At 34.7% G+C, this 13,147-nt stretch carries 11 protein-coding genes; 7 read left to right on the top strand and 4 right to left on the bottom strand.

Features of this window, described 5'->3' with window-relative positions; translation table 11 throughout:
- Positions 1–4 precede the first annotated feature (4 nt).
- The 6 genes from GWR14_RS20855 (at position 5) to GWR14_RS20875 (ending at position 6,898) form a co-directional block, all read left to right on the top strand.
- Positions 5–1,630 carry a hypothetical protein gene (locus GWR14_RS20855; RefSeq protein ID WP_163411081.1) on the top strand — a complete coding sequence of 542 codons (1,626 nt, stop codon included), beginning with the start codon at positions 5–7 and terminating at the stop codon, positions 1,628–1,630.
- Positions 1,631–1,641: 11 nt separating this feature from the next.
- Complete coding sequence (locus GWR14_RS20860) at positions 1,642–3,309, top strand: glycoside hydrolase family 16 protein (protein ID WP_163411082.1); 1,668 nt, start codon at positions 1,642–1,644, stop codon at positions 3,307–3,309.
- Between the two features lie 78 nt (positions 3,310–3,387).
- Positions 3,388–4,146 carry a glycoside hydrolase family 16 protein gene (locus GWR14_RS20865; RefSeq protein ID WP_163411083.1) on the top strand — a complete coding sequence of 253 codons (759 nt, stop codon included), beginning with the start codon at positions 3,388–3,390 and terminating at the stop codon, positions 4,144–4,146.
- A gap of 319 nt (positions 4,147–4,465) precedes the next feature.
- Positions 4,466–5,050, top strand: coding sequence for an RNA polymerase sigma factor (locus tag GWR14_RS20870; protein ID WP_163411084.1), 585 nt, complete (start codon positions 4,466–4,468; stop codon positions 5,048–5,050).
- A 51-nt stretch (positions 5,051–5,101) separates the two neighbouring features.
- The gene (locus tag GWR14_RS23755; RefSeq protein WP_187356555.1) at positions 5,102–5,245 is read left to right on the top strand and encodes a hypothetical protein; all 144 of its coding nucleotides are present in this window, start codon (positions 5,102–5,104) and stop codon (positions 5,243–5,245) included.
- A 594-nt stretch (positions 5,246–5,839) separates the two neighbouring features.
- A complete protein-coding gene (locus tag GWR14_RS20875) occupies positions 5,840–6,898 on the top strand; it encodes a hypothetical protein (protein WP_163411085.1) in 1,059 nt (352 codons plus the stop codon).
- 15 nt (positions 6,899–6,913) lie between these two features.
- On the opposite strand, the gene GWR14_RS20880 is transcribed toward GWR14_RS20875, so the two are convergent.
- Entirely contained in the window at positions 6,914–7,567 is a 654-nt protein-coding gene (locus tag GWR14_RS20880) for an endonuclease III domain-containing protein (protein ID WP_163411086.1), read from the bottom strand.
- A 323-nt stretch (positions 7,568–7,890) separates the two neighbouring features.
- Between GWR14_RS20880 and bcp the strand changes: the two genes are divergently transcribed.
- Positions 7,891–8,343: a thioredoxin-dependent thiol peroxidase gene (bcp, locus tag GWR14_RS20885; protein WP_163411087.1), complete on the top strand. Its 453-nt coding sequence runs from the start codon at positions 7,891–7,893 to the stop codon at positions 8,341–8,343.
- 57 nt (positions 8,344–8,400) lie between these two features.
- Here bcp and GWR14_RS20890 read toward each other — a convergent pair whose 3' ends face one another.
- The 3 genes from GWR14_RS20890 to GWR14_RS20895 are packed head-to-tail and all read right to left on the bottom strand — an operon-like array spanning position 8,401 to position 13,131.
- Positions 8,401–11,118 carry a DNA gyrase/topoisomerase IV subunit A gene (locus tag GWR14_RS20890; RefSeq protein WP_163411088.1) on the bottom strand — a complete coding sequence of 906 codons (2,718 nt, stop codon included), beginning with the start codon at positions 11,116–11,118 and terminating at the stop codon, positions 8,401–8,403.
- Between the two features lie 18 nt (positions 11,119–11,136).
- Positions 11,137–11,259 carry a hypothetical protein gene (locus GWR14_RS24040; RefSeq protein ID WP_262888222.1) on the bottom strand — a complete coding sequence of 41 codons (123 nt, stop codon included), beginning with the start codon at positions 11,257–11,259 and terminating at the stop codon, positions 11,137–11,139.
- A 3-nt stretch (positions 11,260–11,262) separates the two neighbouring features.
- The gene (locus GWR14_RS20895; RefSeq protein ID WP_163411089.1) at positions 11,263–13,131 is read right to left on the bottom strand and encodes a DNA topoisomerase IV subunit B; all 1,869 of its coding nucleotides are present in this window, start codon (positions 13,129–13,131) and stop codon (positions 11,263–11,265) included.
- Positions 13,132–13,147 lie beyond the last annotated feature (16 nt).

Consider the following 13,147-nt stretch of genomic DNA (forward strand, 5'->3'; position numbering starts at 1 on the left):
AATTATGAAAAAAATACATTTTATTATAAGTTTTTTCGTTTTGACAATTCTGTTGGGTTGTGCAAGCGATAATAGCGATATTGATTTGGATGGTATAGCCTTACCGGAAAATATATCAGCTTTGACTACTGTAACTCAGGATAATTCTGGTAAAGTTACTTTTTTGCCTAAAGGCGAAGGGGTGACCCAGTATAAAATAAATTATGGAGATGGTTCTGCTGAGTCAGAATATTTTTCTCCAGGAGGAACTGTCAGTCATGTTTATAAAGAAGGTGTTTATACCGCTAAAATTATAGCAATGGGACTAAACGGAGAAAGTACCGAAACAGATCAGCCGGTAGTGGTTTCATTTAAAGCTCCTCAAAATTTACAGGTAGTTGTAACGAATGATTTGTCGGTATCTAAAAAAATAACCGTTAAGGCAACTGCAGATTTTGCTTTGTTTTATGATGTTTATTTTGGAGAAACAGGGAAACCGGATCCAATTTCGGCCAATAACGGCGAATCAGTTTCTTATACGTATAAAGAAGCCGGAGTGTATACAATTCGTGTAGTCTCAAAAAGTGCGGCAGTTAAAACAACAGAATATACGGCTCAGGTTACTGCTACGCTTGTTCTTAACCCGACAACTGCAGCGCCAACTCCGCCAAGCAGGCAGGCAGTAGATGTGATTTCTATTTACGGTTCTAAATATACCAATGTTGGCGGAACAAATTATTTTCCTGATTGGGGCCAGGCAGGACAAGGCAGCAGCTGGACAGAATTTGATCTGAATGGAGATAAAATGCTGAATTATATTAAACTAAGTTATCAGGGAATTGCATTGGCAGATGGTACATCAATAGATGTTTCCGGTATGGAATATTTGCATATGGATGTCTGGACTGCAGATTTACAGAAAATTGAAACTTCATTAATTAATGTAGGGCCTTCTGAAAAACCTGTTACAGAGGATCTTACGGCAAATCAATGGACAAGTATTGATATTCCAATTTCAGCATTTACAAGCCAGGGATTATCAGTTGATAAAATTTTTCAGTTAAAATTGGTTGGAACTCCATGGGCAGGGGGAACTGTGTTTATAGATAATATTTATTTCTACAAAACGGCTTCTCAGTCTGTAGAATTACCTCTTGATTTTGAATCAGCGACTTTAACGTATGCGTGGGGAGGTTTCGGAGATGCAGGTTTTGGACCAATACCTGTTTCAATAGTAACAAATCCTGATAAAACAGGAGCTAATATTTCTAACAAAGTAGTTAAAATCGAGAAAACATCCGGAGCTCAGGTTTGGGCTGGTGCGAGTCTTAATTTAGAAAATACAATTGATTTTACTAAAGGAACTAAGGTAAAAATAAATGTATGGTCTCCTAAAGTTGGTGCTGATATTTTATACAAAATGGAAGTTTCAACATCTCCAAAAGACGGAAACGGAAATCCGACTATTTTTTTCGAAGCACATGCAACAACCACAATAGCCAATGCATGGCAGGTACTAACTTTCGATTTAACGACTGCACCCGGATTCAATACAGCTAATAAATACGACAGGGTAATTTTATTTCCGGACTTCGGACAAATGGGAACAGGTTCGACTTATTACTTTGATGATATAAAACAATCCAATTAAACTAAGAAATCATGAGCAAAAAAATAATTATAAAAATAGTACCCTTATTTGCGATTCTCCTGATGACGGGTTGTCAGAAAGATGATTACGCATTTGGATCAATAGATGCTCCAACTAATTTTCAGGTGACAGCTGAAATTGTCGGAAAAACGGCTGATGCTCCAAACGGAGATGGATCCGGAACGGTAAAATTGACAGCAACTGCAGATAATGCCATTTCCTATAAATATGTATTTAGCGACGGAACTTCAGAAAATGCTCCTGGAGGTAAATTCACAAAACGTTTTACGAAAACCGGAGTTAATAGCTATACCATTACTGTTATTGCTACAGGTAGAGGAGGTATTGCTTCAAATGTTACACTGGATGTTGAGGTGTTGAGTGATTTTAGTGACGACGAAGCTGTGCAGTTTTTAACAGGAGGAACTTCTAAAAAATGGTACTGGTCAGCTTCAGAACCGGGACATTTGGGAGTAGGTCAAAATGATGCTGATGCTACTAAAAACTATTATGGCAATTATTATCAGGCAGGTCCATTTGAAAAAGCAGGATCTCCAGCCAGTAGCTGTTTGTATGAAAACGTATTGACTTTTTCTTTGGATGGAGACCAATTGAAATATGAACTTGATAATGGAGGCTCAACCTTCTTTAATGCTGCTTTTGCCAGTGTTGCAGGAGGAAGCTCACCGGATGATGCTTGTCTGGCATACAATGCAGGCGGAGTAAAAATAGTATCCTTAAGTCCGTCAGAATCAGTTGTGACTAAAAATCCTAATCATGCTACACAAACGCGAGGAACAATGCTGAATCTCTCCGATGGAGGTTTCATGGGCTACTATATTGGTCAGAGTTCTTACGAAATTTTGTCTATTACAGCTAACCGAATGGTGGTAAGAGCTGTTATGGGGGGAAATTCAGCATTAGCATGGTACCATATATTTACTACAACAAAGCCTTCGCAGGTTCCGGAAACAGATGTAGATTATACCAATTTAGTCTGGTCGGATGAATTTAATACTGATGGAGCTCCTGATGCAGCAAAATGGGGATATAATTTAGGAACTGGAGATAATGGCTGGGGAAATAATGAAAAACAAAATTATACTAATTCTGCCACGAATGTAATTGTTCAGGGTGGAAGTCTTAAAATTACTGCCAAAAAAGAAGCTTCCGGAGGTCAGGCTTATTCATCTGCAAGATTAGTAAGTGACAATAAATTCAAATTCACATACGGAAAAATAGAAGTAAGGGCTAAACTTCCTATAGGAGCCGGAACCTGGCCAGCAATCTGGATGTTAGGTCAAAATTATGCAACAAAGCCATGGCCTGCCTGTGGAGAGATTGATATAATGGAACATGTAGGTAATAATCAAAATGTTGTACTTGGGACATTTCATTATCCTGGACGTTTCGGAGGAAGTGCAGACTCAGGCAGTAAAACAATTGCAAATGTTTCTACTGAATTCCATGTATACAAAGCAGTCTGGAGCGCTACATCCATAAAAATCTATGCTGATGATACTCTAATACATTCGATTGCAAATTCCGCTTCATTACCTTTTAACAGTGATTTCTTTTTGATATTAAACGTTGCAATGGGAGGAAATCTGGGTGGAAATATTGATCCGGCATTTACACAGTCTTCAATGGAAATTGATTATGTAAGGGTTTATCAATAAGTGAATTAATTAGTGAAATGAAATTAGAAGGTCGTTTTGGCTGACCTTCTAATTGAATAATTTAAAATAAAGTAATACATGAAAAAGACAGTAATACTGTTTCTAATCAGTAGTTTTTGCATGGCTCAGCAGGTAAAAAGAAAACTGATTTGGGAAGAGAATTTTAATAAGAAGACCCTAAATGAATCGGTGTGGAATTATGAACTTGGCGATGGCTGCCCCAACCTTTGCGGCTGGGGAAATAATGAAAGACAGATTTATACCAAAACCAATCATGAAATAAAAGAGGGTAATCTGGTTATAGAAGGCCGAAAAGAAGGAGAAAAATATACTTCAACAAAAATCACAACGAAAGGTAAAAAAGAATTTCTGTATGGCCGAATTGAAGCAAGGGCAAAATTACCTGTTGGTCATGGTTTATGGCCCGCCTTTTGGATGTTAGGCGCCAATATTGATGAGGTAAAATGGCCTAAAACGGGTGAAATTGATATTTTGGAATATATAGGCAGGGATCCGCATATGGTTTATACAACCTTGCACACGCAAGACAGTCATGGCAATACAATTAATACCAAAAGAACCGAATTTCCAAAAATTGAAGAAGGATTTCATGTGTATGCAATTGAGTGGAATAAAGATAAAATTGATTTTTTTGTTGATGAAACTCTTGTTTATACTTTCAGTCCCGAAGTTAAAAATGATGATACCTGGCCGTTCAACAAACCATTTTACATCATTGTCAATCTTGCTATTGGCGGAAATTTTGGAGGGCCGGCTGTTGATGATACTATTTTGCCCCAAAAATTTTACGTAGATTACATCCGTGTTTATCAATAAAGATAAAATAATTACTACTAAAAAAGAAGTGTTAACTTGTTTGTTTTTAATGATTTAAACAGGTTGCGCTTCTTTTTAAAATGTTAAAAAGGTACAGTTTATTTAGATGTTTGCCAGTACTTCGTCGATAAAAGTTAATTATGGGTAATATTTTTTGTTATTTTATTATTAATTATTACTCCATTCGTTTGCTTTTTAAAATAAATATTTGTTAAATTTGGACTGATAATTAACATAACCTAAAAAAGAGAAGCCTATACAATAAAATTACTTTTTAGAAATTACTCCAAATTTTAAAACAAAACTAAAAAGTAGTACTATGGCTGATCTGCATATTCCAGACGCTCTATTAGTGAAAAATTATGTTGAAGGCAACGAAAATGCCTTAGCAACATTAATAAAAAGACACGAGTCTAAGATATATGGTTTTATATATTCTAAGATAGCTGATAGAGATATTTCAAATGATATTTTTCAGGATACTTTCATTAAAGTTATTAAAACTTTAAAATCCAATTCATATAACGAGGAAGGTAAATTTTTACCATGGGTAATGCGTATTTCACATAATTTGATTGTGGATCACTTTCGCAAAACTAAAAAAATGCCAATGTACAGAGAAACAGAAGAGTTTTCGATTTTCTCGATTATGTCTGATGATTCTTTGACTATAGAGGGGAAAATGATTGTAGATCAGGTTGAAGTTGATCTTAAAAAAATAATTGAAGAACTTCCTGAAGACCAAAAAGAAGTCTTGGTAATGCGTATGTATCAGGATATGAGCTTCAAGGAAATTTCAGAACTGACAGGCGTTAGTATCAATACAGCATTAGGCAGAATGCGCTATGCATTAATGAATTTGAGAAAAATTATTGATAAACATCAAATAATTTTGACCAACTAAATACTATTTTGAGTATTAGCCCGTTATACTGGTATAAAACATTTTCATAGTATGGCGAAAATTTACTCAAAAAAAGGATTAGCTTCAAAAGACTTAAAGCCTAAAAAAGAAGTAGTTTCTTTTTTATTAAGTTATTCACAGGCTTTAAAAATTGTAAAGACTGAAAATAAAAATTTTGAGATTATAGCTAATTAAACAGCCCCACTACTTTGTCGGATGTTTATTTCGAAAGAAAAAACCAAATGGTCGTTTTGGTTGAAAGCTCACTATTCGTATGCAAATACAAATAGTGAGTTTTTTTGTTTAAAAATACTGCATTTATATTCCTTTCTCACAAGTTATCTGTCTTGGTAACGATTCATTTTTTTATTTAAAAAGGAAAAGTTGTTCCGCTTAATTCTGTTTTACCATTGAATATATTAAAAATCGTTAAAGTGTTATTTTTATTACAAATGTGTTAAAATTTAATTGTTTATTAGTTTATGTGATAATTATTTTTAGTTTAGTTAAAAAATAACTTAATGTTTTAGTTAAAATAGCAAAAGTGATTTAGTTTGTTTTGATTGAAAAAGTGGTGAAAAAATAAAAAATATGAATGAGTAGAATAAATGTTTAACCGATAATTCAAATACTTTATGGAGAAAAATTACATTACTTTATTTTGTTTGGTTTAATACAATTTTAGTTGTAACAGGAAAAAAATCCAGTTGTAATTATTGTTTGTGATGAAGTTTTAGCTGAAATTTTCACAATGCCCTTAACTATTTACCTAACCAAACCAAACAGAAAATGAAAAAGAATCTTAAGATACTATTGTTGTTGATTAACGTCACTGTTTTTGCCCAAAAAAACGAAATAAAAGAAGCTCAATCTTTTTATGATAAAGGGAAAGCTCAGGAGGCATTGACAATTTTAAAAAAAGTAGAATATCTGGTTATCAATGCCTCCGACGAAGTCAAATCTGATTTTTTTTATTTAAAAGGAAATGTCTACAAAGATTTGGCAGCCAAAAATATAGATCCCGCAAATAATTTTTCGCAGGCGGTAGGTGCTTATCAGGATGTTCTTTTATATGAAAACGATTCCCGTAAATATAAATATGCATTTAAGGCAAATTTAGCTTTAAAAGAAATGAAATCTAAATTGGTGGACGGAGCTTATAAGGATTATAAAGAAGGAAAATACAAAGAAAGTGCTGATAAAAGTTATGAAGTTTACTTATTTGATAAAAAAGACACATTAAATCTTTTTAATGCGGCTGCAGCGTCCTTAACAGGTAAGGATTATATCTCCTCTATTAAATATTACGGAGAACTGAAAAAAATAAATTATACAGGTAAAGCAACTCTTTATTACGCAACCAATAAAAAAACAAAAGAGGATGAGGCGTTTATTTCTATAAGTGCAAGGGATTTAGGAGTCTCCACAGGTCTTTACGAAAAGCCCAGAACTGTATTTCCTCCATCTAAAAAAGAAGAAATTTTAATTGCTTTAGCCTTTTCTTGCTTAGAGCGAAACGATTGTGCTAATTCCGAAAAATATTATCAGGAGGCGTTACAGGTTAATCCAAATTGTGTAAACTGTTATATCAATTTGGTTTACATCAAAATGGAGTCGAAAAAGGTATTAGTTGATCAGATGGATAAATTAGGAAATAGCCCTAAAGAAATGAAACAATATGATAAACTAAATGCCCAAAAAGACGAAATCATAAAAAGTGCGATTCCGTATCTGAAAAAAGCTTTGGCTATAGAGCCTAAAAATGAAGATGCAATCAAATCACTTTTAGGGATATACCGTTCGTTAGAAATGACAAACGAGTACAATGCTTTAAAAAACAGTAGATAAAAAATGCTGAAGCTGCTAAACTTTTTTAGCAGCTTCTTCTATTACAGATTTTTTTCCAATTGTTCTCGTAATAATATCTTTTTCCAGACTCCAGCCACGTGCAGGCGAATATTCCCGACCGTACCAGATGATTTGTAAATGCAGGTCATTCCATAATGCTCTTGGAAACAATCTTTTCGCATCTTTCTCAGTCTGAGTTACATTTTTTCCATTCGAAAGGTTCCATCTGTACATCAGCCTGTGAATATGTGTATCGACAGGAAAAGCCGGAACTCCAAATGCCTGCGACATTACAACACTTGCTGTTTTATGACCAACGGCTGGCAAAGCTTCAAGCGCTTCAAAACTCTGCGGAACTTCTCCGTTATGTTTTTCAATTAAAATTTCGGATAAGCCGTGAATTCCTTTAGATTTCATAGGAGATAAACCACAGGGACGAATAATTTCCTTGATTTCTTCAATCGACATTTTTACCATATCATACGGATTATCAGCTTTTGCAAAAAGAAGTGGTGTAATCTGGTTTACTCGCACATCTGTACATTGAGCCGAAAGTAAAACGGCTATCAATAAAGTATAAGGATCTTTGTGGTCAAGTGGGACAGGTATAGTAGGGTAGAGTTCTTTTAACGTATTTATAACAAATTGTACCCGGGCTTCTTTATTCATTTCCGTATTTTTAATGTCGTAAAAATAATATAATTTTGATGATGTGCCTAATCCGGCTTTACGTTTCAACTCCTCATTGTCAAAGTAACATTTTTAAGCATTAAAAAAGAGCTTCCGCTGCTCGCTTTCTTAATGCAAAAAATGTAAACTTTCACAATTCCGGGGTTTTCACTTCAAACATTTATGTTCATCGAACACTAATTAAATATATGTTGAGTGAGATAATCCGGGGCATTTTTCAATTATGAATTATTTTATATTTATAACTCGAAATACAATCTCAAATTCTAAGTGATCCAATAATCTAATAATCTAAAAAAAAAATGACAACATTACAAAAAGGAGATAAAGCCCCAAATTTTTCAGGAACAGACCAGGACGGAAAAACACATACACTGGCAGATTATGCCGGAAAAAAATTAGTGGTTTTCTTTTATCCAAAAGCGAGCACACCAGGCTGTACAGCAGAAGCTTGTGATTTAAGAGATAATTTTGAACGTTTTAAAGCTAATAATTATGAACTTTTGGGAGTAAGCGCCGATAGTCAGAAAGCACAATTAAAATTCAAAGACAAATACGAATTTCCTTTTCCACTTTTGGCTGATGAGGATAAGTCAGTTATTAATGCCTTCGGAGTTTGGGGACCTAAGAAATTCATGGGAAAAGAATATGACGGAATTCACAGAACGACTTTTGTAATTGATGAAAACGGAATTATCGATGAGGTTATTTCTCAGGTTAAAACAAAAGAACACGCTGCTCAAATTTTAAAATAATAAAAGTAAAGTTCAATAAAAATGCCCTTTTCAAAAAGGGCATTTTTGTAAAAAATATTATTCTAGAACCAAACCAATCTGGCCATCGTCATCCAATTCAGTTTCTACCGGTTCATCTTCAGATATTTCTGGTTTTTCAGGAACTTCTTCGACAGGTTCTTCATAAGGAAGCGGATCTAGCAAATTGACTTGTCTTAACTTTTCTGTAGTTAATTGGTTTCCTAATGCTTTAATACCTTTTACGGCTATAAAGTCCTCTACATCAACATGTAGGTCATCTTTTTGAACTCCTTTTACCTTTGCATAAACCAATTGTGCCACCGGTCGATAATCAGTAGAGACAATTTCTAACTGAGAGTTTGGATGATCTGTAATAAAACTTTCTTCTTTGGCTTCATTTTCTACAAGGAAACGCTTAAGGAAATAACGCTCTTTTTCACCATCGTAATAAATGGCAGAAATTGGTTTTTTAGGGTTCCATTTTTCCAGAACAATCATATCTTCTTCAAAATGAGTTGATAATTCCGGAATTATGACTTTTAATTTACCTGCCTGGCTGATGACCAATATTTTATCGCTTGGCTTAAATTCACCAAGCAGTTCTCCTCTCGCATCAACATTCAGACGTTTTACAGTATCATCAAACCAAACTTTCCTTGGGAGCAGAGTAGAAATACCTTTTTCCTTTAGTTCAATTTTCTTGATAGGATATTTAGTTACCAAATTTCCTTTTGATGCTCGTCCTTTTATAGCTAAAGCAGCAAAATCAATATCGAATTTCAGTTTCTTGATTGTTCCAATTTGGCGTAATAAAATCGTTACGACCTCAGCTTCTCCATTTGGATTATGAGAAAAATAAACAACTTGCGAGCCTTTAGTCCCATTTGTTAAGTCATACGCTTTATCTCTGGTAACTCCGGTAACATTGAAACGTTTTATGTAAGATGGACCAGATTTTCCATCACGATAAATCATATTGTAAATCGTACGTTTATCATTCTTATCAAATACAGCCACATGAATAATATCTTTACCTACAAAAGTTTTGGCATCTACTTTTGTAATCATCATGGTACCATCTCGTAAAAATACGATAACATCATCAATATCAGAACAATCTCCTACATATTCGTCTTTCTTTAAACTCGTTCCAACGAAACCTTCGTCACGGTTTACATATAATTTTGTATTTCTTAAAACTACTTTTGTAGCTTCAACGTTATCAAAAACACGAAGTTCGGTCTGACGCTGACGTCCTTTTCCGTATTTCTCTTTTAATTTTGTAAAATAGGCAATTGCAAAATCTGTCAAATGTTCCAGATTATGCTCTACTTCTTTCATTTCGTCTTCTAACTTCGCGATTAAGTCATCAGCTTTATCTGAGTCGAAACGCGTAATACGAATCATCGGAATTTGAGTTAAACGCTGTAAATCATCGTCATTGATTTCTCTAACAAATGATTTTTTGAAAGGCTCAAATCGATCATATAAATATTTATAAAGTGATTCTCTGTCACCATACAATTTGAAGTCAATATACATTTCTTCACGAATGAAGATTTTTTCCAAAGTAGAAAAATGCCATTTATTTTTTAATTCTTCTAATTGTATTTCTAATTCCTGACGAAGTAAATCAACGGTTCTTTCTGTTGAAATTTTCAACATTTGGGAAACACCAATAAATAATGGTTTATTGTCTTCGATCACACATCCCAAAGGAGCAACAGATGTTTCGCAGGCTGTAAACGCAAACAAAGCATCGATTGTTTTGTCTGGTGAAACTCCCGGGAAAAGGTGAATTAAAATCTCAACATCGGCAGCCGTATTGTCTTCAATTTTCTTGATTTTGATTTTACCTTTTTCATTGGCTTTCAAAATACTGTCAATCAAACTTGATGTATTGGTCGAAAACGGAATCTGCGTAATTACCAATGTATTTTTGTCTAATTGGGAAATCTTAGCACGCACACGCACACGTCCGCCACGCATTCCGTCATTATAATTTGAAACGTCTGCAATACCCTGTGTCATAAAATCAGGATAAAGAGTAAATGGCTTTCCTTTTAAGATTTTAATCGAAGCATCAATTAATTCATTGAAGTTATGAGGAAGAACTTTTGTAGAAAGTCCAACCGCAATACCTTCCGCTCCTTGTGCTAAAAGCAACGGGAATTTTACAGGAAGATTAATTGGTTCTGCTTTTCTACCATCATATGATAATCCCCATTCGGTAATTTTTGGAGAATATAAAACCTCTAAAGCAAATTTTGACAAACGTGCCTCGATATAACGGGGTGCTGCAGCACCGTCACCTGTTAAAATATTTCCCCAGTTTCCCTGGCAGTCAATCAATAAATCTTTTTGACCAATTTGTACCATGGCATCTCCGATACTCGCATCTCCGTGTGGGTGATACTGCATCGTGTGACCAACAACATTGGCAACTTTGTTGTAACGACCGTCATCCAGCTCTTTAAGTGAGTGCATAATACGACGCTGAACAGGTTTAAAACCGTCCTCGATAGCAGGAACTGCACGTTCCAGAATTACATATGAAGCATAATCCAGGAACCAGTCTTTGTACATTCCGGTTACTTTCGTAATAACGTCTTCTCCCTCTTCTTCCTGATTTTCGTAAAAATGTGCTCCTTCAAAATGTTTAGCATCTACGTCGATAACCTCATCGTCATCTCCATTTTGATTATCATCAAGTTGGTTTTCGTTCTGATTCTCGTCGTCGTTTGGAATTATGTTATCGTCTTCTTCGTCTTTCATTTATTGATTCCGATGTTATTATTTAACCTTAATATTTTCAATAGTATCCTGACTCTTTTTATAATTTTTAATTAAAACATAAGTGATTGCAAAACTTACAATAAAAACTAGTGCAGCGTAAATTAATTTTTTCTTTTCCATTTTTTATATTTCTTCAACAGCGTCCAATTCAACTTTTAGGTTCTTAATGATGAAATCTTGTCTGTCTGGGGTATTTTTTCCCATATAGAAAGATAACAGCTGCTCGATTGAAGTATGTTTATCCATCATAACCGGATCAAGACGAATAGTATCTCCAATAAAGTTCTTAAACTCATCGGGTGAAATCTCTCCCAAACCTTTGAATCGGGTGATTTCTGGTTTTGGCTTTAATTTCTCAATCGCGTCTTTTCTTTCTTCTTCTGAATAACAATAAATTGTTTCTTTTTTGTTTCGAACCCTGAAAAGCGGCGTTTGCAAAATATACAAATGTCCTTCTTTGATTAATTCAGGGAAAAACTGTAAAAAGAAAGTAATTAAAAGCAAACGAATATGCATTCCGTCGACATCGGCATCGGTTGCAATTACGATGTTGTTGTAGCGTAATTTTTCTAGCCCGTCTTCGATATCCAATGCTGCCTGCAATAAGTTGAATTCTTCGTTTTCATACACGATCTTTTTAGACATTCCGTATGAATTCAAAGGCTTACCACGTAAACTGAAAACCGCTTGTGTATTCACATCACGCGATTTGGTAATCGATCCGGAAGCCGAATCTCCCTCTGTAATGAAAAGCGTACTTTCTAAGTTTCTTGGGTTTTTAGTATCTGGAAGATGTGCTCTACAATCTCTTAATTTTTTATTGTGAAGATTGGCTTTTTTAGCACGGTCTGTCGCCAGTTTTCTAATTCCTGATAATTCTTTTCTTTCGCGTTCAGCCTGAAGAATTTTACGTAATAAAGCTTCGGCTGTCGGCGGATTTTTATGCAGGTAATTGTCCAGTTTCGTTTTAATAAAATCATTAACGAAAGTACGAACAGAAACTGCAGGTGTTCCATCATCAGACCCCATATCTGTAGAACCTAATTTAGTTTTGGTCTGAGACTCAAAAACAGGTTCTATCACTTTAATACTAATCGCACTTACGATCGATTTACGAACGTCTGATGCTTCGAAATTCTTATTGTAAAATTCACGAATCGTTTTTACAACAGCCTCACGATACGCTGCTAAGTGCGTTCCTCCCTGTGTTGTATTCTGACCATTTACGAAAGAGTGATATTCTTCACTGTATTGCGTTTTACTGTGTGTTAACGCAACCTCAATATCGTGATCTTTTAGATGAATTATTGGATATTCTAAATCTTCTTCGTTGATTGTTTCTTCTAATAAATCACGAAGTCCATTTTCTGAATAATATTTTTCTCCGTTGAAAATAATTGTCAAACCATTGTTTAAGTAACAATAGTTTTTAACCATTTTAATTACATATTCTAAACGGAATTTATAGTTTTTGAAAATCGTTTCGTCTGGCGTAAAAACTACTTTTGTTCCTTTACGTTTGGTCGTATCAATTACATCTTCTTCCAGAACTAAATTTCCTGCCGAAAACTCCGCTCCTTTTTGTTTGTCATCACGAACCGATTCTACACGGAAAAATGTAGAAAGTGCGTTTACTGCTTTTGTTCCGACACCGTTCAGTCCCACTGATTTCTGGAAAGCTTTAGAATCGTATTTTCCTCCCGTATTCATTTTCGAAACTACGTCAACTACTTTTCCTAACGGGATTCCACGTCCGTAGTCACGAACCGAAACGGTTTTATCTTTTATAGAAACTTCGATAGTTTTACCTGCACCCATAACGAACTCATCGATACAGTTGTCTAAAACCTCTTTTAAAAGAATGTAAATACCATCATCCGGTGATGATCCGTCCCCTAATTTCCCGATGTACATACCCGGACGCATACGAATATGTTCCTTCCAATCGAGTGAACGAATATTATCTTCGTTATATTGATTTTGCTCTAGCATAAATGAATTTAGGATT

This window comes from Flavobacterium ajazii (assembly GCF_010614725.1).
In the GTDB taxonomy this organism is placed as follows: domain Bacteria; phylum Bacteroidota; class Bacteroidia; order Flavobacteriales; family Flavobacteriaceae; genus Flavobacterium; species Flavobacterium ajazii.

What these genes read in the sequence shown, in the direction of transcription:
- GWR14_RS20895 (WP_163411089.1), bottom strand. Translation starts at nt 13,131, where the DNA reads ATGCTAGAGCAAAATCAATATAACGAAGATAATATTCGTTCACTCGAT.
- GWR14_RS20880 (WP_163411086.1), bottom strand. Translation starts at nt 7,567, where the DNA reads ATGAATAAAGAAGCCCGGGTACAATTTGTTATAAATACGTTAAAAGAA.
- bcp (WP_163411087.1), top strand. Translation starts at nt 7,891, where the DNA reads ATGACAACATTACAAAAAGGAGATAAAGCCCCAAATTTTTCAGGAACA.
- GWR14_RS23755 (WP_187356555.1), top strand. Translation starts at nt 5,102, where the DNA reads ATGGCGAAAATTTACTCAAAAAAAGGATTAGCTTCAAAAGACTTAAAG.
- GWR14_RS20865 (WP_163411083.1), top strand. Translation starts at nt 3,388, where the DNA reads ATGAAAAAGACAGTAATACTGTTTCTAATCAGTAGTTTTTGCATGGCT.
- GWR14_RS20875 (WP_163411085.1), top strand. Translation starts at nt 5,840, where the DNA reads ATGAAAAAGAATCTTAAGATACTATTGTTGTTGATTAACGTCACTGTT.
- GWR14_RS20855 (WP_163411081.1), top strand. Translation starts at nt 5, where the DNA reads ATGAAAAAAATACATTTTATTATAAGTTTTTTCGTTTTGACAATTCTG.
- GWR14_RS20890 (WP_163411088.1), bottom strand. Translation starts at nt 11,118, where the DNA reads ATGAAAGACGAAGAAGACGATAACATAATTCCAAACGACGACGAGAAT.
- GWR14_RS24040 (WP_262888222.1), bottom strand. Translation starts at nt 11,259, where the DNA reads ATGGAAAAGAAAAAATTAATTTACGCTGCACTAGTTTTTATTGTAAGT.
- GWR14_RS20870 (WP_163411084.1), top strand. Translation starts at nt 4,466, where the DNA reads ATGGCTGATCTGCATATTCCAGACGCTCTATTAGTGAAAAATTATGTT.
- GWR14_RS20860 (WP_163411082.1), top strand. Translation starts at nt 1,642, where the DNA reads ATGAGCAAAAAAATAATTATAAAAATAGTACCCTTATTTGCGATTCTC.